This is a genomic window from Rhodanobacter sp. FW106-HT46G03 (genome assembly GCF_058789895.1).
Genome location: NZ_JBYTCC010000001.1, coordinates 2,750,058 through 2,775,221, shown reverse-complemented (window position 1 = coordinate 2,775,221; position 25,164 = coordinate 2,750,058). Strand labels below are relative to the sequence as shown.

Here is a 25,164-nt window from a genome sequence, read left to right as displayed (position 1 = left end):
GGTGTTTGTGCCGCGTCCCATCGCGCTTTTGCTGTTTGCTGCCCTGCTTGCCGGCTGTCACGGCAAGCAGGCAGTACCCGCGCCCGCGGCCAGCGACCCGCCGCTGGCAACCGTGCTGGCCGATGCCGGCGCGGCCGGCGCGCAAACCTGGGACGGCACGGTGCAGGCGGTGGATGCCGCGGTGCTGATGGCGCAAACCAACGCGCGCGTCACCGCCCTGCCGTTCGATGTGGGCGCGACGGTCAAGCGCGGCGACGTATTGGTGCGTTTCACCGACGTCGAGCAGCAATCCGCGTTGCGCGCCGCGCAGGCCCAGACCGCGGCCGCGCAGGCGGCGTATGCCGACGCGCAGGCCAATTACCAGCGGTTTGCGGCCATCGCCCCGCAGGGCTACGTGTCGCGCGCGGATTTCGAGCGCGTGCGCATGCAGCGCGACAGCGCCAAGGCGCAGCTCGATGCCGCGCGTGAGCAGGCGCGCGCGGCTGCCGCCCAGCAGCGCTACACCGTGGTGCGTGCGCCGTTCGATGGCGTCGTCACCAAACGCTACGTGCAGGTGGGCGAAGCCGCGGCGGGTCCGCCGTTCCCGCAGCAGCTGATTGCGGTGGCGTCGCTCGGCGCATTGCGGGTGGAGGCAAAACTGCCGCAAGGCGTGGCCGCGGCGTTGCGCGCCGACGGCCACGCCACGGTGCTGGCCGATGACGGTCGGCGCCGCATCGCCGCTACCGGCATCACCGTGTTTCCGGTGGCCGACCCGGCAACCCACACCGTGGATGTGCGGCTTGGGTTGCCGCCGGACACCCGCGACCTGTCCCCCGGCACCACGGTGAAGCTGGCGTTTGCGGGTGCGGGTTCGCCAGTGATCTCGGTGCCGCGCAGCGCGGTGGTCGAACGCGGTGAACTGACCGGCGTCTACGTGGTGGCGCAGGGGCGAGTGGCGCTGCGCCAGTTGCGCCTGGGTGACACCGAAGGCGACCGGGTGACGGTGCTGGCCGGGCTCGATGCCGGCGAGCGCATTGCCGCCGATCCGGCCGCGGCGGCCCGCTGGCTGATCGCCCAGCGCGCGCAGGCGCAGCCATGAGTGCGCCGGGGTTGCACTTCACCGGCCGCATCGCGCGCTGGTTCCAGTCTTCTCCGCTTACGCCGGTGCTGGCGTTGGCGGCGCTGCTGCTCGGTTTCGCGGCGATCATGATCACGCCGCGCGAAGAAGAGCCGCAGATCGACGTGACGATGGCGAACGTCACCGTGCCGTTTCCCGGCGCCTCCACCCGCGCGGTGGAAAACCTTGTGGCCTATCCGTTGGAGCAGAAGCTCTCGGAGCTGGAGGGCGTCAAGCACGTGTACTCGATGAGCCGGCCGGGCGTGGCGGTGGTCACCGTGGAGTTCAAGGTGGGCGTGCCGCGCCAGGCCGCGATCGTGCGGCTGTACAACCGCGTATTCCAGGAGCGCGATTTCGTGCCGCCCGGCCTCGGCGTCGGCCAGCCGGTAGTGCGGCCGATGGGGATCGACGATGTGCCGGTGATGGCGCTCACGCTGTGGAGCGATCGCGCCGACACCGGTCCGGAACAACTCGCCCAGGTCGCGCGTACGCTGGAAACCGACCTCAAGCGCATCCCCGGCACCCGCGACGTCTACACCATCGGCGCGCCCGATCGCGTGGTGTTGGTCGAGCTCGATCCCGGCAAGCTGGCCAGCTACAACCTGCGGGTTGCCGACCTGGTCAACGCCCTGCGCGCGGCCAACGTCGTGGCGCAGGCGGGCGACCAGGTTGCCGCGAACCGCGCCACGCCGGTCACCGCCGGCACGTTTCTCGCCAGCGCCGACGACGTCGCGCAGCTGGTGATCGGGCTCAAGGGCGGGGCGCCGGTGCACCTTGCCGACGTGGCGCGCATCCGTGCCGGTGGCGAGGTGCCGGTACGCTATGCGTGGTTCGGCACGCCCGCGGGCAAGGGCGGTCCGGCCACCGGCAACGCGCCGGCGGTGACCATTGCCGTGGCGAAAAAGGCGGGCACCAACGCCGCCGATATCACCGCCGCGATCCGCGCGCGCCTCGCCCATCTGGAAAACCTGGATATCCCTGCCGGCGTGCACGTGGCGGTGACGCGCGACTACGGCGAAACCGCGGTGGCGAAGGCCGACGAGCTCCTGCTGCACCTGTTCCTCGCGACCCTGTCGGTGGTGCTGCTGGTGGTGCTGGCGCTCGGCTGGCGCGAGGGCGTGGTGGTCGGCAGCGCGGTCGTGATCACGCTGCTGTTGACGATGTTCGCCTCGTGGGCGATGGGCTTCACCATCAACCGCGTGTCGCTGTTTGCGCTGATCTTTGCCATCGGCATCCTGGTCGACGACGCGATCGTGGTGGTGGAAAACATCCACCGCCACATGGCGCTGGGCGGGCGCACGTTGCGCGCGGCGATCCCCGCCGCCGTGAGCGAGGTCGGCGGGCCGACCATCCTGGCCACTTTCACCGTGATTGCCGCACTGCTGCCGATGGCGTTCGTCTCCGGCCTGATGGGGCCCTACATGCGGCCGATCCCGATCAACGCCTCGGCCGGCATGCTGATTTCGCTGGCCGTCGCGCTGGTGCTGACGCCGTGGCTCGCGCTGCGCCTGCTGCGCCATCACGTCGACGCCGACCCGGCCGGTGCCGACGCAGCCAGCGGTGCGCACGAGGCCGCCACCGGCCGCATTCCCGACCTGTTTCGCCGCGTGATGCGTCCGTTCCTGCATGGCCCGCGCGCGGCGCGCCGGCGGCACTGGCTGTTCACCGCGATGGGCGTGCTGGTGCTGGCGTCGGTGGGCCTGGTGGTGGCCAAGGTGGTGGTGCTGAAAATGCTGCCGTTCGACAACAAGAGCGAGTTCGAGCTGGTGGTGGACATGCCCGAGGGCAGCACGCTGGAGCGCACCAACCAGCTGCTGCACGAGCTGGCCGCACAGGTTGCCACCATTCCCGAAGTGAAAAACTGGCAGGGCTACGCCGGCACTGCGGCGCCGATCACCTTCAATGGACTGGTGCGCCAGTACTACCTGCGCAGTGGCCCGCTGGTGGGCGACCTGCAGGTCAATCTGGTCGACAAGGACGCGCGCAAGCGCCAGAGCCATGCGATCGCGCTGGCCGCGCGCCCCGCGCTGGCGCAGATCGCCGCGCGCCATGGCGCCTCGCTCAAGGTGGTGGAAGTGCCACCCGGTCCGCCAGTGACGGCGCCGATCGTGGCCGAGGTCTACGGCCCCAACGCGCAGGCGATCCGTACCGCGGCCTTGCAGCTGGAAACATTGTTCCGTGCCAACCCCGACATCGTCGACATCGACACCAGCGAGGAGGCCGACGCCCCGCGCCAGGTGGTGACGATCGACCGCGAGCGCGCCGCGCGGCTTGGCGTAAGCCAGGCCGAGGTGGTGCAGGCGCTGCGCACCACGCTGGCCGGCGACGACGCCACCTATTTGATGGACGGCCGTACGCGGCGCGCGCTGCCGGTGCGTTTGCGGCTGGCGCCGGGCGACCAGGCCAGCATGGATCGCTTGTTGGCCTTGCGCGTGCGTGGCCGCGATGGCGCACTGGTGCCGCTGTCGGGCTTGACCACGGTGCGTCAAGCCGGCTGGGAAGATGCCGCGTACCACAAGGATCTGCTGCCCTACGCCACCGTGACCGGGGATGATGCCGGGCACGCCGACAGCCCGCTGTACGGCATGTTTTCGCTGGTCGGCAAACTCGCGCATACGCCGCTCGACGGCCAGAGCGTCACCCAGGACTTCATCCACCAGCCGGCCGACACCAGCGGCAGCGCGGTGAAGTGGGACGGCGAGTGGCAGATCACCTACGAAACCTTCCGCGACATGGGGCTCGCCTATCTGGGCGGGCTGCTGCTGATCTATCTGCTGGTGGTCGGCGAGTTCAAGAGCTACCTCGTGCCGCTCATCATCATGGCTCCGATTCCGCTCACGGTGATTGGCGTGATGCCCGGGCATGCGCTGTTTGGCGCGCAATTCACCGCCACCTCGATGATCGGCATGATCGCGCTGGCCGGCATCATCGTGCGCAACTCGATCCTCCTGATCGATTTCGTGAACCACGCGCTGGCCGCCGGCCGGCCGCTCACCGATGCGGTGATCGACGCCGCGGCCGTGCGCGCCAAGCCGATTGCGCTGACGGCGGCGGCGGCGATGCTCGGCGGGTTCTTCATCCTCGGCGACCCGATCTTCCAGGGGCTCGCGGTGTCGCTCGTCTTCGGCATCCTGGTGTCGACCGTGCTGACGCTGGTGGTGATCCCGCTGCTGTATTACACGTGGCTGGCCCGGCGCGCCACGGCGGGACTTCCGGGCCATGCGTGAGCGCGCAAAGATGGCAGGATGGGCTTTCCTCCAACGTGTCTCGAGCCGTCCATGCCCTTTCCCCGCCGCCTGCTGGCTGCCGCCCTCGCTACCCTGATCGCCGTGCCCGCGGCCCAGGCCTGGGGCCCGCTGGGCCACAGCATCGTCGCCGCGTTGGCGCAGCAGCAGCTCGATCCGGCGGCACTGGCCGCGGTCGAGCAGTTGCTCGCGGCGGAACACACCACGCAACTGGCCGACGTGGCGAGCTGGGCGGACCAGGTGCGGGATGACCCGGACCGGCAGGATCTCTGGCAACAGACCCGTCGGCTGCATTACGTCAACTTTCACGATGCCGACTGCCACTACGACCCGCCGCGCGACTGCGGCGACGGCGAGTGCATCGTCGCGGCGCTGCCGCACTACCTCGCGATCCTCGGCGACCGCACGCAAAGCGCTGCCGCGCGCCTTGAGGCGCTCAAGTTCGTGGTGCATTTCGTGGGCGATATCCACCAGCCGCTGCATGCCGGCGATCGCGACGACCTTGGCGGCAACCGCTACCAGGTGCAGTTCGAGGGCCGCGGCACCAACCTGCACCGGGTGTGGGATTCCGGCCTGTTGAACACCCGCGGCCTGGACTGGCAGGCATACAGCGCCACGCTCGCCGCCGAAGGTCCGGCGAAACTGCCGGCGCCGATTTCGCCGCTGGACAACCCGTATGCGCAGTGGGCCGAAGAGTCCTGCGCCATCACCCACGGCATCTACCCGAGCGGGCACAAGATCGGCGAGGACTACGTGGCCAAGGAGCTGCCGGTGGCCGAAAACCAGCTGCGCATCGCCGGCGTGCACCTGGCGCAAGTGCTTAATACCACTTTGCAAAAGTGAGCCGATTCCGGCTTGTTCGCGCGAGGGCTGCCGTATAGTCGGGGCAACTTTTGCAAGACGCGGAAAACACCGGATGAGCACCCCCACGCAAACCCGCCGCACTCGCATCGTCGCCACGCTTGGCCCGGCCACCGATGCGCCCGGCATGCTCGAACGCATCATTGCCAACGGGGTGGACGTGGCGCGGCTCAACCTGTCGCACGGCGAGCCGGACGACCACCGCAAGCGCGCCAAGGCGGTGCACGCGGCGGCGGCCACGGTGGGACGCGAGGTCGCCATCCTCGCCGACCTGCAGGGGCCGAAAATCCGCATCGAGCGCTTCGCGAACGGGCCGATCCAGCTCGTCACCGGCGCCGCGTTCGTGCTCGATTGCAGCGCCGATGCGCCGGCCGGCGACGAACATCGAGTCGGCGTGAGCTACCACGACCTGCCGCGCGACGTGCAGGCCGGCGATGTGCTGTTGCTGGACGACGGCCTGGTTGCGCTCACCGTGCTCGAAGTGGCCGGCAGCGAGATCCGCTGCCAGGTGCTGGTGGGCGGCAAGCTCTCGGACCGCAAGGGGCTCAACCGCCAGGGCGGCGGGCTGTCGGTTTCCGCGTTGTCGGACAAGGACCGCGCGGACATCAAGCTCGCCGCCGAGATCGGCGCCGACTTTCTCGCCGTGTCGTTCGTGCGCCGCGCAGCCGACATGGACGAGGCACGCCGCCTGCTGCACGAGGCTGGCGGCAATGCCGCGCTGGTGGCCAAGATCGAACGCGCCGATGCGATCCCGGTGCTGGGCGAAATCATCGACGCCTCCGACGTGGTGATGGTGGCGCGCGGCGATCTTGGCGTGGAAATCGGGGATGCCGAGCTGCCCGGCCTGCAGAAAAAGATCATCCGTGAGGCGGTGGCGCGCAACCGCGCCGTGATTACCGCCACCCAGATGCTGCAATCGATGGTGCGCTCGCCGATCCCGACCCGCGCCGAGGTGCTCGACGTCGCCAACGCGGTGATCGACGGCACCGACGCGGTGATGCTGTCCGAGGAATCCGCCGCCGGTGCGCATCCCGACCTGGCGGTCGCGGCGCTCGCGCGCATCTGCCTGGGCGCCGAGCGCCAGTTCGAGCCGAAGGAAGACCTCTCGCACCCGCACCATCGGCTGGACCGCACCGATCAGGCGATCGCCTTCGCCGCGATGGTGCTGGCCGGCCGGCTCGGCGCGCGCGCGATCATCGCGCTGACCGAATCCGGCGCCACCGCGCAGTGGCTGTCGCGCTACCGCAGCGCGGTGCCGATCTACGGCATGTCGCCGTTTGCCGCCGCGCGCCGGCGCATGCTGCTGCTGCGCGACGTGCGCCCGGTGGCCTTCAGCCACGGCGAAAAGCAGAGCATGGCCGCCTCCACCCGTGCCGCCGTACGCTTGTTGTTCGAACAGGGGCGGCTCGCCGAAGGCGACAACGTCGTCATCACCTATGGCGACAAGGTTGGCCACGTCGGCGGCACCAATACCCTGAAGCTGTTGTCGGTGGGAGCGGGCGGCGCGGTGGACAGCAGCCGCGATCTGTAGCGATCTGCACGCTGGCGTGATGCTATGCGCCGTAGACTCCGGGCAGATCGCCGGGATAGGGGGATTCGGCATTCGGAATGCGGCAGAGCCGGTTGCGGCAAGTTCGCCGGGTTGCGATTTCCGAATCCCCTATTTCCCAATCTCGAATCCCGTCGCCGCAAGGACTCCTCATGACCACTCGCACGCTGCTCCGTTCGTTGCTCATCGCGCTTCCCGCGCTGGCCTGCGCCATGCCGGCGCTGGCGCAGACCCGGCGGGTCGGTCCGCAGGATCTGTACCACTACTGGATCCTGCTCAACACCAAGGTAGAGACCAGTGCGCCGGCGAGCGGGCTCAACCTGAACGCGCCGGGCTGCGCCGCGGTCACCTACGTGATCGGCTCCGACGGCGTGCCGATGAACGTGCAGCTCGCCAAGCTGGTGCCCAAGAGCGACCTCGGTCCGACCGCGGTCACGGCGGTGAAGAACTTCCGCTACGGTCCGTCACTGACCAACCGCGCCGGCAACCCGATCGACACCTATTACGTGATCCCGTTCAACGCGCCCGATGGCCACGACGGCCAGCAAAAGGTGATGGCGCCCTGCAAGTTGCCGGGGTACGGTCACTGACGCTGCCGGCCCCGCGCTGACCGTCCACCGGCAGTCGGCGGGGTTCCGGATATAATCCGCGGCTCTGAACCTGCCGCCCGCAGCCGGGCGGCACCCACCTGAGCGGGTCGTCATTGCCTCGCCGCACGGAGCCGTCATGAGTATCGAAGATCTCGAAAGCGTTGCCTTGGCCATGGTTGCCCCCGGCAAGGGCATCATTGCCATCGACGAATCGACCCGCACCATCAAGAAGCGTTTCGACGCCGTCGGCATCGAGTGCACGGAAGAAAACCGCCGTGCCTACCGCGAGCTGCTGCTGACCACGCCGAATCTCGGCGAGCACATTTCCGGCGCCATCCTCTACGACGAAACCCTGCGCCAGAAGACGAAGGACGGCGTGTCGTTCGTCGAAGTGATGAAAAAGGCCGGCATCATCCCCGGCATCAAGGTGGACAAGGGTACGGTGGCACTGGCCGGCTTCCCCGGCGACGTGGTGACCGAGGGCCTGGACGGCCTGCGCGAGCGGCTCGCCGAGTACGCCAAGCTTGGCGCGCAGTTCTGCAAGTGGCGCGCCGTCATCAACATCTCCGAAGACAGCCCCAGCTCGACCGCGATCGAAGCCAATGCCCACGCGCTGGCGCGCTACGCGGCGCTGTGCCAGGAAGCCGGGCTGGTGCCGATGGTGGAGCCGGAAGTCATCATGGATGGCGACCACACCATCGAGGTCAGCTACGAAGTGCACGAAGCCGTGCTGCGCAGCGTGTTCAATGCGCTCTACGAGCAGAACGTGATGCTCGAAGGCGTAATCCTCAAGACCAGCATGGTCATCCCCGGCAAGAGCTGCGAGGAGCAGGCCGACGCCGAGGAAGTGGCCGAGGCCACCGTGCGCGTGCTCAAGACCTGCGTGCCGGCGTCGCTGCCGGGCATCGTGTTCCTCTCCGGCGGGCAGACCGACCAGCAGTCCACCGCCCACCTCAACGCGATGAACAAGATCGGTCCGCACCCGTGGCCGCTGTCGTTCTCGTATGGCCGCGCCATGCAGCAGGCGGCGCTCAAGCTGTGGGCGAAGGACATGAAGGCCAACTACGCCGAGGCGCAGAAGACCGTCCATGCCCGGGCGAAAGACAATGGCCTGGCTGCCCTCGGGCAGTGGAACGGCTGAGCCGTTCCATCCCGTGTCGCAAAAAGACGGGCGCCTTGCGGCGCCCGTCCTGTTTTCAACCCTGTCGCGATATTGCTCAGAAGCGGTATTCGGCGCCAACCGAGAACACCCGGGTGCCGATGTCGTAGCCGTGCTTGCTGATCTTGTAGTAGTCGAAATTCGCGCCCACGCTCCAGTTGCGGCTGATGTCGTAGCCGGTACCGATGCCGGCGTACCAGTCCAGCGCCTGTTCGTCGCCGCGCAAGGTGGTACGGCCGCCGGTGACGTCGGTGTAGGTGACGTTGGCTTTCACTTTCCACAGGAACAGGCCGCCGCGCGCCGAAAGGTACCAGCGGTCCTTCAGGTTGAAATGGCCGTTCAGGCCGAGCGTCCAGCCGTCGGCCTTGAGCTTGGCGCGATCACCGAAGTCGTCCTTTGCGGTGGTGCTGCCGAGGTTGGTGTACCCGGCTTCGAAGCCGAGGATGCCCTGGTCGCGGTAGCCGGCGGTGAGGATGAACGCGGTGTTGCTGTCGGTGCCGCTGCCGGGCACGCCGCTGACGGTCGCCTTGTAGTGGGCGGTACCGACGTTGCCATTGACGAACCAGCCGTTGGTCTGGTCGGCCTGGGCAGTGGTGGCGAAGAGGCCGCAGGCGGCGACGAGGGGAAGCAATTTCCGGTACATGTAGGGACTCCTTGTGCCTTGAGAGGTATTCACGCCGCAAGGTCACGCGGCTGCCGGATGCTAACGTGAAGTTAACGGGAACTCAAAGGCAACGAAAAACGAAGGGCGCCTTGCGGCGCCCTTCGTCGTGCATGCAACGCTGAACGATCGGATCAGAAGCGGTATTCGGCGCTCACCGACACCATGTCGGTGCTCAGGTCGACCCGCTGCTTCTGCGCGTCGTAGTAGTCGTAGTTCAGGCCCACGCTGAGCTGCGGCGTGAGGTTGTAGCCGACGCCGGCACCCGCGTACCAGCTGGTGTCGTCGAGGCTCTTGCGGACCGGGTTGACGTCGTTGCTGAGACCGTGGCCGGTCCAGCTGTAGACGCCGGTGCGGCCGGAGAGGTACCAGCTGTCACTCAGTGCGAGCCGTGCGTTGGCACCGGCCGTCCAGCCGTGCAGCTGCGAGTGACCTGGGGCCATGATCGGCGCGCTGTGGAAGATGTTCTTGGCGCGGATGTTGCCCAGGTCGTTGTAGCCGATCTCGGCACCCAACGCGAAATTCGGCGCCAGCGACCAGCGGTAACCGCCATTCAGCGCGTAACCGGTGTCGTGGTCGTCGTACGGGCCGTGGTTGACCGAGGTGCGACCAACGTTGCCGTTGATGAACCAGCCTGCGTTGTCGACCGGTGCGTTCTGCGCGAACGAAGCCGGAACCACCAGCATGCCAGTCGCGGCAAGGGCAAGGGCGAGCAGGGTCTTTTTCATGGAGAGTCTCCTGTTATGTAAGGAACCGGCGCGCGCATGGGGGGAAAAGGCGCGTGCCGCATGCCCGATGTTGGTTCGAACACCGGGCACGTCCCCTTTGATAAGTCCGTGTGAAAAAGATTCAATACCGAATAGTTCACTATTAATGCGGAGTTAACCTAGCTGACTGCACGCCGACCGACGGGCCCGGCCACTGCTGCACCGCGACAGCGCTGCAGGCTTGCGCCACAATGGCGCTTTCGGTCGACATACGGAGCTTTCCATGACTACCCGCCGCCAACTTGCCAACGCCGTACGCGCACTCGCGATGGATGCTGTGGAGGCGGCGAAATCGGGGCATCCGGGCATGCCAATGGGCATGGCCGACATCGCCGAGGTGCTGTGGAACGACTTCTACCAGCACAACCCGGCCAACCCGCACTGGTTCAACCGCGACCGTTTTCTGCTCTCGAACGGCCACGGCTCGATGCTGCAGTACGCCTTGCTGCACCTGACCGGCTATGACCTGCCGATAGCCGAGCTCAAGCGCTTTCGGCAACTGCACTCGAAGACCCCCGGCCACCCGGAATACAACGAAACCCCGGGGGTCGAGACCACCACCGGCCCGCTCGGGCAGGGCATCGCCAACGGTGTCGGCTTCGCGCTGGCGGAACACCTGTTGGCCGAACGCTTCAACCGCCCGGGCTTCGACGTGGTCGACCACCACACCTGGGTGTTCTGCGGCGATGGCTGCCTGATGGAAGGCATCTCGCAGGAGGCGATCTCGCTCGCCGGCACCTGGAAGCTCGGCAAGCTCACGCTGATCTACGACGACAACAACATCTCGATCGACGGCCAGGTGCCCGGCTGGTTCGCCGACGACACCGCCGGCCGGTTCGAGGCCTGCGGCTGGCGCGTGCTGCGCGGCGTCGATGGCCACAACCCGGACGAGATCAAGGCCGCGTTGGCCGCGGCGAAACAGGACGTCGGCAAGCCCACCCTGGTGATGTGCAAAACCATCATCGGCTTCGGTGCGCCGCACAAGGAAGGCACCGCGGCCAGCCACGGCGCCGCGCTCGGCAAGGACGAAATCGCCGCGGCGCGCGACATGCTCGACTGGCACTACGCGCCGTTCGAGATCCCGGCCGAGATCTACGCCGGCTGGGACGCCAAGGCCGCCGGCGCCAAGCGCGAGGCCGTATGGAACGCGCTCTACGCCGCCTACGCCAAGGCCAACCCGGCGCTGGCCGCCGAGCTCGACCGCCGTCTCGCCGGCAAGCTGCCGGAGAACTGGGCCGCCGATTCCCAGGCCTACATCGCCAAGCTGCAGGCCGAAGGCCCGGATCTCGCGAGCCGCAAGGCCTCGCAGAACACGCTGAACGCGTTCGGCCCGCTGCTGCCGGAGCTGATCGGCGGCTCGGCCGACCTTGCCGGTTCCAACCTCACCATGTGGAAGGGCTCGGTCAGCGTCACCGAGAAGAGCCCGGACGCCAATTACATGCACTACGGCGTGCGCGAGTTCGGCATGACCGCGATCGGCACCGGCATCGCGCTGCACGGCGGATTCGTGCCGTACGACGCCACGTTCCTCGTGTTCTCCGACTACGCGCGCAACGCGGTGCGCATGAGCGCGCTGATCGGCGCGCACTCCATCCACGTCTACACCCACGACTCGATCGGCCTGGGCGAGGACGGCCCGACCCACCAGCCGGTCGAGCAGATGGCGACGCTGCGCTACATCCCCGGCCTCGACATGTGGCGCCCGTGCGACGCGGTGGAGTCGGCGGTGGCTTGGAAGGCCGCGATCGAGCGCAAGGCGGGCTCCACCGGCCTGGTGTTCTCGCGCCAGACGCTCAAGCACCAGGAGCGCACGCCGCAACAGGTGGCCGCCATCGCGCGCGGCGCCTACGTGTTGTCCGATCCGGCCGATACCAAATTCAAGGCCATCCTGATCGCCACCGGCTCCGAAGTGGAGTTGGCGATGGAGGCCGCACGCACGCTGGCCCAGCAGGGCGTACCGGTGCGCGTGGTGTCGATGCCGTGCACCGAGGTGTTCGATGCGCAGCCGGTGGAATATCGCGAAGGCGTGCTGCCGGCGTGGTGCAGCGCCCGCGTCGCGGTCGAAGCCGGCACCGCCGACTATTGGCTGAAGTACGTCGGCCTGGATGGCGAAGTGATCGGCATGCACGGCTTCGGCGCCTCGGCTCCGGCCGATCAGCTGTTCGAGTACTTCGGCTTCACCGTGCCCAAGGTGGTGGATGCGGTGAAGCGCGTCGTGCGCTGAGCGGCTGCGCGGAACGAAAGGGCGCCGCAGGAATGCGGCGCCCTTTTCGTTTTTCCGATTGGCGGCACGACCGCCCGCCCCGCTTCGGAGAGAGGGGGTACGGCCTGCGGTGGCTAGGCGGCGAGCGCCGCCATCAGCTCGGCGGGCGTGGCCGCCAGCGTTTTCGCCCCGGCGTTGACCAGCTCGTCGCGGCTGCCGAAACCCCACAGCACGCCGATGCCGCGCACCCGGTTGGCCAGCGCGCCGTCGATGTCGAAGTGGCGGTCGCCGACCATCACCGCGTTGCGCGCGGTGCTGGCGAAGTCGTCCAGCGCGCGGGCGATCATCGTCGCCTTCTCGCTGCGCGTGGCGGTCGGCAACGGGCCGTAAATGCGCCCGAAGGCGGCGCCGAACGGCAGCGAGCGCACGATCGGCGTGGCGTGTTCCACCGGCTTGCCGGTGACGATGGCCAGGCGATGGCCGGCGGCATGCAGGCTTTCGATGACCTTGCCGATGCCGGCGTAGATCGCGTACTCGCGCCAGCCCGCATTGGCGAAACGCTCGTGATAAGCCGCCACCGCGGCTTCGATGCGCGCGCCGTCGCCATCCAGATACGGCGCGAAGCTGTGCCGCAGTGGCGGACCGATCCACGGTTTGAGATTGACCGGCGCGGCGACGCCGAGCCGGTCAAACGCATAGCGGATGCAGGCGGTGATTCCGGGTTCGGAATCGACCAGGGTGCCGTCCAGGTCGAACAGGCAGAGCATTACTTCGCGGCGCGCGCCTTGAGTGCCGTTACCGCCGGCAGCTCCTTGCCTTCGAGGAATTCGAGGAACGCGCCGCCACCCGTGGAGATATAGGAAATGCCGGCCTTGACGCCGTATTTGTCGATCGCCGCCAGGGTATCGCCGCCGCCGGCGATCGAGAACGCGTTGGAATCGGCCACCGCATGCGCCAGCACCTCGGTTCCCTTGCCGAACGCGTCGAACTCGAACACGCCCACCGGGCCGTTCCACACGATGGTGCCGGCTTTCGCGATCAGCGCGGCGTAGCGCTGGGCGGTCTCCGGGCCGATGTCCAGGATCATCTCGCCATCGCGTACCTGATCCACCAGCTTGACCGTGGCCGGCGCGCTGGCCGAGAACGCCGGCGCCACCACGACGTCGGTCGGCAGCGGCACCTCGGCGCCGCGCGCCTTGGCGTCGGCCAGCACCTTTTTCGCCGCATCGACGAGATCGGGCTCCACCAGCGAATTGCCGACGCCGTGGCCGAGTGCGGCGATGAACGTGTTGGCGATGCCGCCGCCAACGATGAGCTGGTCGACCTTGCCGATCAGGTTTTCCAGCAGGGTGAGCTTGGTCGACACCTTGGAGCCGGCGACGATCGCCAGCAACGGCTTGGCCGGGTGTTCCAGCGCCTTGCCCAGCGCGTCCAGCTCGGCCGACAGCAGCGGGCCGGCGACGGCGATCGGCGCAAAGCGGATCACGCCGTGGGTCGAGGCCTGCGCGCGGTGGGCGGTGCCGAAGGCGTCCATCACGAATACGTCGCACAGCTCGGCATATTGCTTCGCCAGCGCCTCGTCGTCCTTCGCCTCGCCGACGTTCATGCGGCAGTTTTCCAGCACCACCACCTCACCGTTGCCGGCCTCCACGCCGCCGATGTATTTGCGGATCAGGCGCACCGGCTGGCCGAGGTTGTCCGCCAGCCATTGGGTGACTGGCGCCAGCGATGCCTTGGGGTCGAACTCGCCTTCCTTCGGGCGCCCCAGGTGCGACATCACCATCACTTTCGCCCCGCCGTTGCGCGCGGCCTTGATCGTGGGCAGCGCGGCTTCCAGGCGTGCGGTGGAGGTGATTTGCCCGTGCTCGTCCAGTGGCACGTTGAGATCCTCGCGGATCAAGACGCGCTTGCCGTTGAGGTCGAGGTCGCTCATGCGGATGACGGACACGGTGTGGCTCCCGGTGCAGGAAAGGGCTGTCGTTGGAAGCGTGGGTGGCAGACCCAGGCGGCATCGGCGTTGCCTCGCCCGCCTGGTTGCTGCCGCCGACGCTCGGCGGGCAGAAAACGTGTATTGTCCGATCCGCTCCCAAGTGATGCAAATAACGCTGGCTAGGAGCGTGGGCGGTGGAAACCAAGCAGGCGAGGCAAAGACGTTTTGAGCCAGCTTGCGTGACGGTTTGCCGGCCCATGGTGGTTCCATGGGCCAAAGACCGGCGCGGAGGAAGGCCAAAACGGCGCAGCCGCAGCCGCTTGCGTTTCTGCCGCCCACGCTCCTGAGTTCGATCGAGGAGGCAAGCATGGCTACTGGTCTCGTGTTGTACGGCTATTGGCGATCGAGCGCCGCCTACCGCGTGCGCATCGCGCTGAACCTCAAGGGTCTCGGCTATGAAAACCGCCCGGTGCACCTGGTCAAGGATGGCGGCCAGCAGCACGCGCCGGGCTACGCGGCGCTGAATCCGCAGCAATTGGTGCCGACCTTGCGCGACGGCGATCGCGTGCTCACCCAGTCGCTGGCCATTTGCGAATACCTGGACGAGGCCTTTCCCGAACCGCCGCTGCTGCCGGTCGATGTGCGTTGTCGCGCGCAGGTGCGGGCGCTCGCGCAGCTGGTCGCGTGCGATATCCACCCGCTCGGCAACCTGCGCGTGCTGCAGTATCTCGAGCGCGAGCTGGGTGTGGATGAGGCGCAGCGCAAGACGTGGTCGCGGCACTGGATCGCGACCGGGTTTGCGGCGTTTGAGGCCATGCTGGGCGAAAACATGAACACCGGCCGTTTTTGCCACGGTGACACGCCGACGCTGGCCGACGTGTGCCTGGTGCCGCAGGTGTACAACGCGCAGCGCTGGCACGTGCCGATGGAGCCGTACCCGACAATCGCGCGCATCCATGCGGCGTGTCACGAGCTGGAGGCGTTCCGTGCCGCGGCGCCGGAGTGCCAGCCGGATGCGCCGGCGGCGGTGTGACGAGCCGGGATTCAGGATTCGGCCAAGCACGGCGTGGACCGACGCGCCATGCGCGTTCTTGTCTCAGCCCGACCGGCCTTTGCCGCGCGGCATCACCCGTCCCAAAACAGCAATGCCGTGCACCGGACACCTCACGCCGGCGCACGCACCAGCAACACGTCGCATGGCGCAGTCGGCACGATGCGCCGCACGGTGCCGCCGACCAGGATATGGAACGCGAGTCCGCGCCGGAAGGCGCTGATGACGATGAGATCGACGCCGCTTGCGATGGCCACCTCGCGCAGCACGCGTTCGGCGTGGCCGTGTTCCAGTTGCGTCTGCAGGCGTGTCGAAGCGTCGGCAGGCAGCGGCGTGTCGGCCAGGAATGCCTGCATGGTGTCGTGCTCCATGGCCAGCAACGGGTCGACGTGGGGGGCGTCAAGCCAGAGCGACTGGTAAGCCACGTCCAGCACGTGCATCAGCGTGAGCCGTGCGGTGGGCAGCCACGCGACTGCGGCCTCCAAGCCGTAGCGCGATTCGGTGGTGAAGTCGGTGCCGACCAGTACTTGCGCATAAGCGCTGCGTGGCCGCTTGCGTACTGCCAGCAATGATATCGGCGAGCGGCGCAGCAGGCTTTCCAGCACCCGGCCCAGACGGCCGACGGGCGGTTCGTCGTCACTGCCCAGCACGATCAAGTCGCAGCCGATGGTGACGGCGAGTTCGAGGATGGCGTCCGCCGGCGTCCCCTCGATGACGTGCAACTGCACGGCATCATCGTCGACAAATTCGCGCCGCAATTGCTGCATGGCGTAGGCGGCATCCGCGGATGGCGAAGCGGGCTCCAGGTCGAGCGGCAAGGTCGGCCAGCTTTCGTTGCCGGGCGGCAACACGTGGACGACGTGCAACTGCGCCTGCCATTGGCGGGCGAGCTGGCGGGCGCGATCGGTGGCGCGGTCGCAGCGTCCGCGCAGGTCGGTCGCCAGCAACAGGGTATGCGGGGGGGCGGGCAGGGCGGACATGGGCGTTCTCCTGAGCCGAGCGCGTCGGCAACCGCGTTCAACGCGGATGCGCATGGGTGCTTCGACTATAACGGCTTTGTGGCGCACGCACGGCGGCCTGTAGACTCGGGTAGGTGGTCGCGCGCGGTGCGCTGCGCCGCACTCCGGCAACCTACGAAGCCCGCCGCCATCCCTGACGGATCGCCTGATGACCCTGGATGCCGCGTTGCCAGCCCTGCTTTGCCTGCCGTTCGCCGGCGGGCTCCTGGCGGCTTGCATGCACCGGCGCGCAGCGGCCACTTGGCTGACGATGGCGGTGGCCGCGGCCGGCCTGCTGCTGACGCTCGGCACGTGGCCGGCGATGGCCGCGGGGCAGGTGCTGCGCTGGACGCTGCCGTGGGTGCCGGCGCTCGGGCTCGATCTGGTGCTGCGGGTGGACGGCCTGGCGTGGCTATTTCTGGTGCTGGTGTTCGGCATCGGCCTGCTGGTCACCGCCTATGCGCGCTATTACATGCCGGGGGAGGATCGGCTCAGCCGCTTGTGCGCGTTGCTGCTGGTGTTCATGGGGGCGATGACCGGCGTGGTGACTGCCGGCAATGTGATCCAGCTGGTGTTTTTCTGGGAGTTGACGAGCCTGTTCTCGTTTCTCCTGATCGGTTACTGGAACCATGGCGCGTCGGCGCGCGAAGGCGCGCGCACGGCGCTGATCGTGACCGCCAGCGGCGGGTTGTGCCTGTTTGCCGGCATGCTGCTGCTCGGGCAGGTCGCCGGCAGCTACGACTTGGACACGATTCTCGGCGCCGGTGCGGCGATCCGCGCGAGCGCGCAATACCCGGTCATCCTCGCGCTGGTGGCGCTCGGCGCGCTGACCAAGAGCGCGCAGTTTCCGTTCCATTTCTGGTTGCCGCAGGCGATGTCGGCGCCGACGCCGGTATCGGCCTACCTGCACTCGGCGACGATGGTGAAGGCCGGCGTGTTTCTGCTGTTGCGGCTGTGGCCGGTGCTGGCCGGCACGCAAGCATGGTTCTGGGCAATCGGCGGTGCCGGGTTGGCCAGCCTGCTGCTGGGCGCGGTGGCGGCGAGTTTCCAGCGCGATCTGAAGGCGGTGCTGGCGTATTCCACCGTGAGCCACCTGGGCCTCATCACCATGCTGCTCGGCCTGGGCAACGGATTGGGCGCGGTGGCGGCGATCTTCCATATCGTCAACCACGCCACCTTCAAGGCGTCACTGTTCATGGCTGCGGGCGCGGTCGACCACGAGACCGGCACGCGTGATTTGCGGCGGCTTGGCGGTCTGTACCGCGCCATGCCAATCACGGCCGGGTTGGCCGTGGTGGCGAGCGCGGCGATGGCCGGCGTGCCGCTGTTGAACGGTTTTTTGTCCAAGGAAATGTTCTTTGCGGTAGCGCTGACGACGACGCAAGGCCCGGTGACGGATGTGGTCGTGGCGACGCTGGCGGTGGTGGCCAGCGCGTTTTCGGTGCTGTATTCGCTGCGTTTCGTGGTGGGCGTGTTCTTTGGCCGCGCACGCGATGCGTTGCCGCGGGTGCCGCACGAGCCGCTGCGCTGGATGCGTGCGCCGATCGGCCTGCTGGCGCTGGCGTGTCTGCTGGTGGGCATGCTGCCCGCGGCCACCATCGGCGCGCCGTTGGCGGCTGCGGCGCACGCGGTGCTGGGTGCCGCCACGCCGGCCTACAACCTCGCGGTGTGGCACGGCTGGAATGCGCCGCTCCTGATGAGTGCGATGGCATTGGTGGGCGGCTGCGTGGGGTTCGTGCTGTTGCGCAACTGGCTGAACCGGCACGATGTGCCGGCGTGGGTGGAGCGGTTCGATACGCGGCGGCTCTACGAGCGCGGCCTCGCGTGGCTCACGGTGGATTTGCCCGCGGCCCTGCAACCGGCGTTTCCCGCGCGTCGCCTGCAGGTGCAATTGCGCCTGATCGTGCTGGTGGCACTGATCGCCGCCGGGGCAGCAACGTGGGGCGCGACGATGCGGTTCGGGCTGGCACCCTCGCCGGTCGATCCGCTGTTTGCCGGGTTGTGGCTGCTCGGCGGCGTGGGCGCCATCGCCGCCGCGCGGCGCGCGAAATATCACCGCTTGTCCGCGCTGGTGCTCACCGGCGGTGTCGGGCTGGTGCTGTGCGTGAGCTTTGCGTGGCTGTCGGCGCCCGATCTGGCGCTGACCCAGCTTGTGGTGGAAGCGGTCACCACCATCGTGCTGCTGCTCGGCTTGCGCTGGCTGCCCAAGCGCGTCGACGAGCACAGCACGCCCACCGTGCGCGAGCGGGTGCGGCGCTGGCGCGACGGCAGCCTGGCGGTGCTGGCGGGCGGCGGACTGGCGACGCTCGCCTACCTGGCCATGCGGCACCCGGTTGCCGATTCCGCGTCGCGCTTTTATCTCGAAAACGCGTACGCCCAGGGCGGCGGGCACAACGTGGTCAACGTGATCCTGGTCGATTTCCGCGGCTTCGATACGCTGGGCGAAATCACCGTGCTGGTGATTGTGGCGCTCAGCGTGTTCACCTTGCTGCGCCGGTTTCGTCCGGCGCCGGAGAGCATCGGGGTACCGCGCCAGCAACAACTGCAGGCGGCGGTTGGCCACGACGACGGGGTGACGCCGATGGTCGAGGACTTGCGCATCCCCGGCCTCATCATCAAGTGGCTGGCCCCGGTGGTGGTGATGTTGGGCGTGCATCTGTTCCTGCGCGGGCACGATTTGCCGGGCGGCGGTTTTGCCGCCGGCGTGGCGGTGTCGGTGGCGCTGATTTTTCTGTACATGGCGCGCGGCGCGCGCTGGGTGGAGGCGCGTTTGCGCGTGGCCCCGCTGCGCTGGGCGGCGCTGGGTCTGCTGATCGCATCGGCCACCGGGTTTGGCGCGCTGGCGTTTGGCCAACCGTTTCTCACCTCGCATGCGCGCCACCTGGCCCTGCCGCTGCTGGGCGAGCTGCCGCTGGCCAGCGCCATGCTGTTTGATCTGGGCGTGTTCGGGGCGGTGGTGGGCGCCACCTCGTTGATGCTGGTGGCGCTGGCCCATCAATCGCTGCGCCGCCCGCACCGCGGCGACGATCCGGAGACGAGCTGATGGAGCTGGTGTTGGCGTTGGCCATTGGCGTGCTGGCCGGCTGCGGCGTGTGGCTGATGCTGCGGCCGCGCACCTTCCAGGCGATCATTGGGCTGACCCTGCTGTCCTACGCGGTCAACCTGTTCATTTTCTGCATCGGTGGGCTGCGCACTGGCGCCGATCCGGTGCTGCGCGCCGGGGCGCCCCTGACGCAATACGCCGACCCGCTGCCGCAGGCGCTGGTGCTGACCGCGATCGTGATCGGGTTTGCCACCACTGCGCTGTTTCTGGTGGTGCTGCTGGCTTCGCGCGGCGCCAGCGGCAACGACCATGTCGATGGTCCGGACGGCACGCCGTGAATCCGCATTGGCTGATCGCCCCGATCCTGGTGCCGCTGGCCACGGCGGCGCTGCAACTGCTGCTCGGCGAGCGCCGGCGCGGCATGGCCGCGGTGCTCGGCATGGTGTCCGGCCTTGCCGTGCTGGCGGTGGCAGCGGGTTTGCTGCTGACGGCAAACGACACGCCGCTGGCTTATCGCATCGGCGGTTGGCCGGCACGTTTCGGCATCGTGCTGGTGGCGGACCGGCTCAGCGCGCTGATGCTGCTGCTGGCGGCGACGCTCGCGGTCGCGTTGCTGCCGTGCACGCTGGATCGCTGGCGCCAGCCCGACGGCGCGGTGCAACCGCTGACGCAGTTCCTGCTGGTGGGCCTGAACGGCACGTTCCTCACCGGCGACCTGTTCAACCTGTTCGTGTTTTTCGAGGTGCTGCTGGCGGCGTCGTACGGTCTCGCGTTGCGGCGGCCGGGCGTGCGTCAGGTGGGCGCGGGGCTGCACTACATCGCGGTGAACCTGGTGGCCTCGCTGTTGTTCCTCGTCGGCGTGAGCCTGATTTTCGGCGTCACCGGCACCCTCAACATGGCGGCACTGGCGCAGCTTGTGCCGCAGGTGCCGGCCAATACGCGCGCGCTGCTGCATGCCGGTGCCGGGTTGCTGGGCGTCGCGTTCCTGGTCAAGGCGGCAATGTGGCCGCTCGGGTTCTGGCTGCCGCGCACCTATGCCGCGGTGGCACCGCCGGTGGCGGCGACGTTCGCGATCATGACCAAGGTGGGCCTCTACGTGCTGCTGCGGCTGTCGCTGTTGCTGTTTGGCGCGGGCGCCGGCGCCGCTTCGGCCGGCTTTGGCGGCAGTTGGCTCGTGTGGGGCGGCATCGCGACGATCATTGCCGGGGTGATCGGCATGTTCGGTACGCGCGAACTGGGCGAGCTGGCGGGCTACAACGTGGTGGTGTCCTCCGGCAGCCTGCTTGGCGCCGTTGGCGTGCAGCAGGGCACAGTCATTGCCGGCGCGCTGGCGTATCTGGTGATCTCCACCCTGGCGCTTGCCACGCTGTTTCTGCTGGCCGGGCTGATCGCGCCGCGCGAGGAGGCCGAAAGCGCAGCGCTGCTGGAACCCTACGACCCGAGCGGGCTGGCGCTGTACGCCGACGAGGACGAAAGCCAGCCCTCGGTGCCGGCGCCGGTGCGCCTGCTGGGCGGCTGCTTCCTGTTGTGCGCGTTGCTGCTTGCCGGCTTGCCGCCGCTGTCGGGGTTTCTCGCCAAGTTTGCGCTGCTGGCGCCGCTGCTTGGCGCCGGCAGTGCGGCGCAGGTGTTGTTTGGCCTGACCGTGGCCGCCGGCCTGTGCACGCTGATTGCCCTGGTGCGTGCCGGCATCCGCATTTTCTGGAGCGAGGGCGACTGGGTGTTCCCCGCGACGCGCCCCGGCGCGGTGGCCTCGGTGCTGATTCTGCTTGCCGTGTGCGGCGTGCTGACCGTGCTGGCGGCGGGGCCGTGGCGCTACGCGCTGGCCACCAGTGCGCAGCTGCATGCGCCGGCGCAGTACATCCGGGCGGTGCTGCCATGAGGCGGCTGCTGCCGCATCCGTGGATGGCCGCGCTGCTGCTCGTGGTCTGGCTGCTGTTGCGGCACAGCCTCGCGCCGGGTACCTGGGTTGCCGGCGGATTGCTGGCGTGGATTTTGGCGTGGACCTACGGGCGCCTTGCGCCGCCGCCGGCGCGCGTACGCCATCTGCCCACCCTGCTGCGGCTGTTTGCACGGGTGGCGGCCGACATCGTGCGCTCCAATTTCGCGGTGGCGCGGCTGGTGCTGGGGCGTCGGCGGCGCGTGCATGCGGGCTTCGTCGCGATCCCGCTCGCCTTGACCGACCCGCACGGTCTCGCGTTGCTCGCCTGCATCATCACCTCCACGCCGGGCACGATCTGGGTCGAGCATGACCCGCAGCGCAGCGTGCTGCTGATCCACGTGCTCGATCTGGTCGACGAAACGGTGTGGGTGGAGGCGATCAAGCGCCGCTACGAACAACCCTTGCTGCGGGTATTCCAGTCATGAGCCAGATCTTTCTCGCCGTCGCCGTGGTCGTTGCGCAAGGCCTGCTGCTATTGGCAATGGGGTTTGCGCTGGTGCGCATGCTGCGCGGACCGCGCGCGCAGGACCGCGTGCTGGCGCTGGATGCGTTTCAGGTCAACGCCATGTTGCTGCTGCTGACCATCGGCCTGCGGGTGGGCAGTGCGCTGTACGTGGAGATGGCGCTGGTGATCGCCCTGATCGGTTCCGCCGGCACGCTGGCGTTTTCCAAGTTCCTGCTGCGTGGCGAGGTGATCGAATGAGCGCCCTGCCGCCGTGGCTGGCGGTGCTGGTCGGGGTGCTGGTGCTGGCCGGTGCCGGGTTTGCGTGCGTCGGTTCGTTCGGGCTGCTGCGCCTGCGCAACTTCTACCAGCGCGTGCACGCGCCGACGCTCGGCAGCACGCTGGGCACGTTTTGCGTCGTGCTGGCGTGTGCGCTCGGGTTCTCGGCGCTGCAAGGCGAGGCACTGCCGACGGTGCTGCTGATTAGCGCGTTGCTCGTGCTGACGGCGCCGGTGACGCTGATGATGCTGGTGCGCGCGGCGCTGTACCGCAATCGGCTGGAAGACGGGCAAGCCTTGCCGTCGGCCCGCGGCGACGATCAGAAACCCATGCCGTAGGGGTCGTTGCCGCCCATCAGCGCGCTGTCGTTGGCATTGTTGCCGCCGCCTTCGGCCAAGCGGATCTTGAGCGCGAGGCCGTCGCGCGAATCGGACTTGGCCAGCGCCTCTTCCAGCTCGATGCGGCCTTCCTTGTACAGCCGGTACAGCGACTGGTCGAAGGTCTGCATGCCAGCTTCGAGGCTGCGCTCCATCGCCTCCTTGACCTCGTGGATCTGCCCGCGGCGGATCATGTCGCGAATCAGCGGCGTGTTCAGCAGCACCTCGGCGGCCGGCAGCCGGCGCCCGTCCTTGCCCATCACCAGGCGCTGGCTGATGACCGCCTTGAGGTTCAGCGCCAAGTTCATCAGGATGTTCTTGTGCGCCGACTCGGGGAAGAAGTTGAGGATGCGTTCGAGCGTCTGGTCGGCGTTGTTGGAGTGCAGCGTCGCGAGGCACAGGTGGCCGGTTTCGGAGAACGAGATCGCCGCGTCCATGGTGTCGGTGTCGCGGATCTCGCCGATCATGATCACGTCCGGCGCCTCGCGCATGGCGTTTTTCAGCGCCTCGGCGTAGCTGTGCGTGTCCAGCCCGACCTCGCGTTGGTTGACGATCGAGCGCTTGTGCCGGTGCAGGTACTCGATCGGGTCCTCGATGGTGAGGATGTGCCCGGCCGAATGCGTGTTGCGGTGGTCGATCATCGACGCCAGCGTGGTCGACTTGCCCGAGCCGGTGGCGCCGACCACGAGGATCAGCCCGCGCTGCTCCATGATGAGGTCGCGGAAGATGGTCGGCAGCTGCAACTGCTCGACGTTCGGGATTTCGCTCTTGATCGCGCGGATCACCATCCCCACTTCACCGCGCTGCTTGAACACGTTGATGCGGAAACGCCCGGCCTCCTTCACCGCCAGCGCCATGTTCAGCTCCAGGTCGCGCTCGAACTGCGGTACCTGGCCCTCGTCCATCAGCGAGTAGGCGATCTTCTTGACCATGCCGCCCGGAAGCCCGGTATTGCCGAGCGGATAAAGCTTGCCCTCGACCTTGATGTTCACCGGCGCGCCGGTGGACAGGAACATGTCCGAGGCGCCCTTGTCGACCATCAACTTGAGGAAATAACCAATGTCCACACTGAACCTCTGTCGCCCGCCGTTGCAATGCGCGATCGCGCCCGCTCACAATAAGTGCAGAAGCTTAGTCAGGAATGCGTGATGGTGCACACATCCTTTTCATCCGTGCCGAAAGTCCGTGTCAGCGGGCTTCTGCACACCTTGTCGGCGGCTGGCGCCTTGGCGCTGGCGCTGACCCTCGGCGGTTGCGCCAGCGCGCCGCCGCCAAACCAGGCCATGAACCTGGCGCAGTCGCAGTTGCAGTCCGCACGCGATGCTGGCGCCGCTGATTACGACCCGGTGGATTACGGCTTTGCGCAGGACAAGTTCCAGCAGGCGCAAGCAGCGATCGCCGCGCGCAAGTACGCCAAGGCCGCCGACCTCGCGGCCGAATCGCAGGTGGATGCGCAGCTGGCGCAGACCAAGGCCAACCTGGGCGCCGCGCGCACCAAGATCCAGGCCAAGCTGGACACCAACGCCGCGCTGCGCGAGCAGGGTGCGCAAGCCGCCGCCGCGGCGGCGGCCGAGTTCGCCAAGCCGCTGGCGATGCCGGCCGGCGCCAGTTCCGCACCGGCGCCAGCCGGCTCATCGCCGTTGCCGGCCGCCGCCCCTATCGAAGACATGCCGGCGCCATCGGCCTCGACACTGTCCGCGCCGCAACCGGGGCAGGGCTTTCAGACCGTACCCACCGACAACCCGCCGCAGGGCGGCAACGACGCGGGCTTTCAGCCTGCCGGAGACCAGCCATGAAGCGCCTTGCCACTCTGGCGGCGGCCACCTTGCTGGCGCTTGGCACCCTTGGCAGCGCGCAGGCCAAGCGCGATGACATCGACGTCGGTCGCCTGACCAATGCCTTGAACCAGCTCGCCAGCGACCCGGTGCTCGGCAACTACGCGCAGGCGGAACAGGCCCTGGCGCGCAATGCCATCGGCCAGCTCGCGCAAGCCGGTTCCAGCGACCGCCCGCATGCGCTGTACATGGCCGAGCGGCGGGTCGATCTGGCCAAGGCCACCGCGCAGCTGCGCGATGCGCAAACCAAGCTCACCCAGCTCGACCGCGAACACGACCAGATCCAGCTCGACAACACGCGGCAGGAAGCGGACACCGCGCGCCGCGAGCTGGAACGCCAACGCCTGCAATACCAGATGGCGCAGGAGGAGGCGCAGCGCCTGCAGCTGCAGGGCGAGGCCTACTCGCAGGCCGCGCAGCAGGCGCAAGCCGAAGCAGCCAAGGCCAAGCGTCTGGCCGAGGCGCAAAGCCGGGTGGCACGTTCGGCCAAACATCAGGCTGAACTGGCCGCCAAAGCCGCCAAGGCCATGCGTGCGCAGATCGAACAAGGCGACGGCGGCAAGCCCTGACAGACCCTGGCCCCAATCGTGTACCGGCACGTTTCGTGCTGGTGCAAGCCTTTGTTTTCACGTTGATTTGACGTCAGTGCAACATCGCTGCGGCAGCCTGCCGCGGCGCGTTGCGTGATGTCTTGCGGCACTTTTGCGCGCGGTGTACGGTCAGAGCCGATGGAGCGCATCGCTCCATGACCGCCGGTTTGCCTCATGCCCATCCCCTTCGTCATTTCGCCCGCTACCGGTACGCCGGCGCGGGCGTGTGGGGGTGCGTGCCGGGCGCCGGCGCAACGGGTGCGCCGCACCCGCATGCTCACTCACGAGGAGGCTCAATCATGTTCGAAGCCCAGCATGACGACGTGGAAGCATTGATGAAGAAGGACGCCGAATTCCGGCGCCTGTACCAGCACCACCGCGAGCTCGACAGCAAGGTGCATGACGCCGAAATCGGCGTGTTGCCGATGGACGAGGGCACGCTCGCCAGCATGAAGCGCGAAAAACTGCAGGCAAAAGTAAGGTTGGAACGCATGTGGGAAGGGCGCCGCCAGTTCGGTTGAGCACCCCGCCCCCGCGTTTCCTGATGGC

The 25,164-nt window shown here is 68.1% G+C and carries 23 protein-coding genes; 17 read left to right on the top strand and 6 right to left on the bottom strand.

The features are described 5' to 3' along the window. Positions 1-7 precede the first annotated feature (7 nt). From AC3WP6_RS12380 to AC3WP6_RS12355, 6 genes are all read left to right on the top strand, one after another. A complete protein-coding gene (locus tag AC3WP6_RS12380) occupies positions 8-1,078 on the top strand; it encodes an efflux RND transporter periplasmic adaptor subunit (protein ID WP_492627998.1) in 1,071 nt (356 codons plus the stop codon). After that, positions 1,075-4,323, top strand: coding sequence for an efflux RND transporter permease subunit (locus AC3WP6_RS12375; RefSeq protein ID WP_492627997.1), 3,249 nt, complete (start codon positions 1,075-1,077; stop codon positions 4,321-4,323). Before AC3WP6_RS12380 ends, AC3WP6_RS12375 begins: the two co-directional genes overlap by 4 nt. Before the next feature lie 51 nt (positions 4,324-4,374). Further along, the gene (locus AC3WP6_RS12370) at positions 4,375-5,184 is read left to right on the top strand and encodes a S1/P1 nuclease (protein ID WP_492627996.1); all 810 of its coding nucleotides are present in this window, start codon (positions 4,375-4,377) and stop codon (positions 5,182-5,184) included. 73 nt (positions 5,185-5,257) lie between these two features. Further along, a complete protein-coding gene (gene pyk / locus AC3WP6_RS12365) occupies positions 5,258-6,733 on the top strand; it encodes a pyruvate kinase (RefSeq protein WP_492627995.1) in 1,476 nt (491 codons plus the stop codon). A 170-nt stretch (positions 6,734-6,903) separates the two neighbouring features. Further along, positions 6,904-7,341: an energy transducer TonB gene (locus AC3WP6_RS12360; protein ID WP_492627994.1), complete on the top strand. Its 438-nt coding sequence runs from the start codon at positions 6,904-6,906 to the stop codon at positions 7,339-7,341. 136 nt (positions 7,342-7,477) lie between these two features. Further along, positions 7,478-8,482, top strand: a complete 1,005-nt coding sequence (locus tag AC3WP6_RS12355) for a class I fructose-bisphosphate aldolase (RefSeq protein WP_492627993.1) — start codon at positions 7,478-7,480, stop codon at positions 8,480-8,482. A gap of 76 nt (positions 8,483-8,558) precedes the next feature. Here the strand turns inward: AC3WP6_RS12355 and AC3WP6_RS12350 are convergent, their stop codons facing one another. Both AC3WP6_RS12350 and AC3WP6_RS12345 read right to left on the bottom strand, forming a co-directional pair. Further along, positions 8,559-9,143 carry a porin family protein gene (locus AC3WP6_RS12350; protein WP_492627992.1) on the bottom strand — a complete coding sequence of 195 codons (585 nt, stop codon included), beginning with the start codon at positions 9,141-9,143 and terminating at the stop codon, positions 8,559-8,561. A gap of 152 nt (positions 9,144-9,295) precedes the next feature. Beyond that, positions 9,296-9,889: a porin family protein gene (locus AC3WP6_RS12345; protein ID WP_492627991.1), complete on the bottom strand. Its 594-nt coding sequence runs from the start codon at positions 9,887-9,889 to the stop codon at positions 9,296-9,298. 262 nt (positions 9,890-10,151) lie between these two features. Between AC3WP6_RS12345 and tkt the strand changes: the two genes are divergently transcribed. Next, positions 10,152-12,152: a transketolase gene (gene tkt, locus AC3WP6_RS12340; protein ID WP_492627990.1), complete on the top strand. Its 2,001-nt coding sequence runs from the start codon at positions 10,152-10,154 to the stop codon at positions 12,150-12,152. Positions 12,153-12,265: 113 nt separating this feature from the next. Here the strand turns inward: tkt and AC3WP6_RS12335 are convergent, their stop codons facing one another. Beyond that, entirely contained in the window at positions 12,266-12,898 is a 633-nt protein-coding gene (locus AC3WP6_RS12335) for an HAD hydrolase-like protein (RefSeq protein WP_492627989.1), read from the bottom strand. Next, the gene (locus AC3WP6_RS12330) at positions 12,898-14,079 is read right to left on the bottom strand and encodes a phosphoglycerate kinase (protein WP_492627988.1); all 1,182 of its coding nucleotides are present in this window, start codon (positions 14,077-14,079) and stop codon (positions 12,898-12,900) included. Before AC3WP6_RS12330 ends, AC3WP6_RS12335 begins: the two co-directional genes overlap by 1 nt. 349 nt (positions 14,080-14,428) lie before the next feature. Here AC3WP6_RS12330 and maiA point away from each other — a divergent pair, with 349 nt between their 5' ends. Then, on the top strand, positions 14,429-15,094 hold the full coding sequence (gene maiA / locus AC3WP6_RS12325) for a maleylacetoacetate isomerase (protein WP_492627987.1): 666 nt from the start codon (positions 14,429-14,431) through the stop codon (positions 15,092-15,094). A gap of 131 nt (positions 15,095-15,225) precedes the next feature. On the opposite strand, the gene AC3WP6_RS12320 is transcribed toward maiA, so the two are convergent. Next, on the bottom strand, positions 15,226-16,092 hold the full coding sequence (locus AC3WP6_RS12320) for a universal stress protein (protein WP_492627986.1): 867 nt from the start codon (positions 16,090-16,092) through the stop codon (positions 15,226-15,228). Between the two features lie 187 nt (positions 16,093-16,279). Here AC3WP6_RS12320 and AC3WP6_RS12315 point away from each other — a divergent pair, with 187 nt between their 5' ends. The 6 genes from AC3WP6_RS12315 to mnhG are packed head-to-tail and all read left to right on the top strand — an operon-like array spanning position 16,280 to position 22,151. Next, positions 16,280-19,153: a monovalent cation/H+ antiporter subunit A gene (locus AC3WP6_RS12315; RefSeq protein ID WP_492627985.1), complete on the top strand. Its 2,874-nt coding sequence runs from the start codon at positions 16,280-16,282 to the stop codon at positions 19,151-19,153. Next, positions 19,153-19,491: a Na+/H+ antiporter subunit C gene (locus AC3WP6_RS12310; RefSeq protein WP_492627984.1), complete on the top strand. Its 339-nt coding sequence runs from the start codon at positions 19,153-19,155 to the stop codon at positions 19,489-19,491. Before AC3WP6_RS12315 ends, AC3WP6_RS12310 begins: the two co-directional genes overlap by 1 nt. Then, positions 19,488-21,032 carry a monovalent cation/H+ antiporter subunit D gene (locus AC3WP6_RS12305; protein WP_492627983.1) on the top strand — a complete coding sequence of 515 codons (1,545 nt, stop codon included), beginning with the start codon at positions 19,488-19,490 and terminating at the stop codon, positions 21,030-21,032. Before AC3WP6_RS12310 ends, AC3WP6_RS12305 begins: the two co-directional genes overlap by 4 nt. Continuing rightward, a complete protein-coding gene (locus AC3WP6_RS12300) occupies positions 21,029-21,517 on the top strand; it encodes a Na+/H+ antiporter subunit E (protein WP_492627982.1) in 489 nt (162 codons plus the stop codon). Before AC3WP6_RS12305 ends, AC3WP6_RS12300 begins: the two co-directional genes overlap by 4 nt. Beyond that, complete coding sequence (locus AC3WP6_RS12295; protein WP_492627981.1) at positions 21,514-21,795, top strand: K+/H+ antiporter subunit F; 282 nt, start codon at positions 21,514-21,516, stop codon at positions 21,793-21,795. The genes AC3WP6_RS12300 and AC3WP6_RS12295 overlap by 4 nt, the downstream gene beginning before the upstream one ends. Next, a complete protein-coding gene (mnhG, locus tag AC3WP6_RS12290) occupies positions 21,792-22,151 on the top strand; it encodes a monovalent cation/H(+) antiporter subunit G (RefSeq protein WP_492627980.1) in 360 nt (119 codons plus the stop codon). The genes AC3WP6_RS12295 and mnhG overlap by 4 nt, the downstream gene beginning before the upstream one ends. On the opposite strand, the gene AC3WP6_RS12285 is transcribed toward mnhG, so the two are convergent. Continuing rightward, positions 22,133-23,257: a PilT/PilU family type 4a pilus ATPase gene (locus tag AC3WP6_RS12285; protein WP_492627979.1), complete on the bottom strand. Its 1,125-nt coding sequence runs from the start codon at positions 23,255-23,257 to the stop codon at positions 22,133-22,135. The genes mnhG and AC3WP6_RS12285 overlap by 19 nt on opposite strands. A gap of 81 nt (positions 23,258-23,338) precedes the next feature. On the opposite strand from AC3WP6_RS12285, the gene AC3WP6_RS12280 reads away from it, so the two are divergent. From AC3WP6_RS12280 to AC3WP6_RS12270, 3 genes are all read left to right on the top strand, one after another. Beyond that, entirely contained in the window at positions 23,339-23,986 is a 648-nt protein-coding gene (locus tag AC3WP6_RS12280; protein WP_492627978.1) for a DUF4398 domain-containing protein, read from the top strand. After that, positions 23,983-24,594: a hypothetical protein gene (locus tag AC3WP6_RS12275; protein ID WP_492627977.1), complete on the top strand. Its 612-nt coding sequence runs from the start codon at positions 23,983-23,985 to the stop codon at positions 24,592-24,594. Before AC3WP6_RS12280 ends, AC3WP6_RS12275 begins: the two co-directional genes overlap by 4 nt. 320 nt (positions 24,595-24,914) lie before the next feature. After that, complete coding sequence (locus AC3WP6_RS12270; protein ID WP_492627976.1) at positions 24,915-25,136, top strand: HP1242/YdcH family protein; 222 nt, start codon at positions 24,915-24,917, stop codon at positions 25,134-25,136. Positions 25,137-25,164 lie beyond the last annotated feature (28 nt).

Excerpts from the sequence above, each read along its gene's own strand:
- AC3WP6_RS12345 (WP_492627991.1), bottom strand. The coding sequence starts at position 9,889 with ATGAAAAAGACCCTGCTCGCCCTTGCCCTTGCCGCGACTGGCATGCTG.
- AC3WP6_RS12310 (WP_492627984.1), top strand. The coding sequence starts at position 19,153 with ATGGAGCTGGTGTTGGCGTTGGCCATTGGCGTGCTGGCCGGCTGCGGC.
- AC3WP6_RS12350 (WP_492627992.1), bottom strand. The coding sequence starts at position 9,143 with ATGTACCGGAAATTGCTTCCCCTCGTCGCCGCCTGCGGCCTCTTCGCC.
- AC3WP6_RS12275 (WP_492627977.1), top strand. The coding sequence starts at position 23,983 with ATGAAGCGCCTTGCCACTCTGGCGGCGGCCACCTTGCTGGCGCTTGGC.
- AC3WP6_RS12300 (WP_492627982.1), top strand. The coding sequence starts at position 21,029 with ATGAGGCGGCTGCTGCCGCATCCGTGGATGGCCGCGCTGCTGCTCGTG.
- AC3WP6_RS12370 (WP_492627996.1), top strand. The coding sequence starts at position 4,375 with ATGCCCTTTCCCCGCCGCCTGCTGGCTGCCGCCCTCGCTACCCTGATC.
- AC3WP6_RS12360 (WP_492627994.1), top strand. The coding sequence starts at position 6,904 with ATGACCACTCGCACGCTGCTCCGTTCGTTGCTCATCGCGCTTCCCGCG.
- mnhG (WP_492627980.1), top strand. The coding sequence starts at position 21,792 with ATGAGCGCCCTGCCGCCGTGGCTGGCGGTGCTGGTCGGGGTGCTGGTG.
- AC3WP6_RS12295 (WP_492627981.1), top strand. The coding sequence starts at position 21,514 with ATGAGCCAGATCTTTCTCGCCGTCGCCGTGGTCGTTGCGCAAGGCCTG.
- AC3WP6_RS12375 (WP_492627997.1), top strand. The coding sequence starts at position 1,075 with ATGAGTGCGCCGGGGTTGCACTTCACCGGCCGCATCGCGCGCTGGTTC.
- maiA (WP_492627987.1), top strand. The coding sequence starts at position 14,429 with ATGGCTACTGGTCTCGTGTTGTACGGCTATTGGCGATCGAGCGCCGCC.
- AC3WP6_RS12355 (WP_492627993.1), top strand. The coding sequence starts at position 7,478 with ATGAGTATCGAAGATCTCGAAAGCGTTGCCTTGGCCATGGTTGCCCCC.
- AC3WP6_RS12315 (WP_492627985.1), top strand. The coding sequence starts at position 16,280 with ATGACCCTGGATGCCGCGTTGCCAGCCCTGCTTTGCCTGCCGTTCGCC.
- AC3WP6_RS12280 (WP_492627978.1), top strand. The coding sequence starts at position 23,339 with ATGGTGCACACATCCTTTTCATCCGTGCCGAAAGTCCGTGTCAGCGGG.
- pyk (WP_492627995.1), top strand. The coding sequence starts at position 5,258 with ATGAGCACCCCCACGCAAACCCGCCGCACTCGCATCGTCGCCACGCTT.
- AC3WP6_RS12335 (WP_492627989.1), bottom strand. The coding sequence starts at position 12,898 with ATGCTCTGCCTGTTCGACCTGGACGGCACCCTGGTCGATTCCGAACCC.
- AC3WP6_RS12320 (WP_492627986.1), bottom strand. The coding sequence starts at position 16,092 with ATGTCCGCCCTGCCCGCCCCCCCGCATACCCTGTTGCTGGCGACCGAC.
- AC3WP6_RS12270 (WP_492627976.1), top strand. The coding sequence starts at position 24,915 with ATGTTCGAAGCCCAGCATGACGACGTGGAAGCATTGATGAAGAAGGAC.
- tkt (WP_492627990.1), top strand. The coding sequence starts at position 10,152 with ATGACTACCCGCCGCCAACTTGCCAACGCCGTACGCGCACTCGCGATG.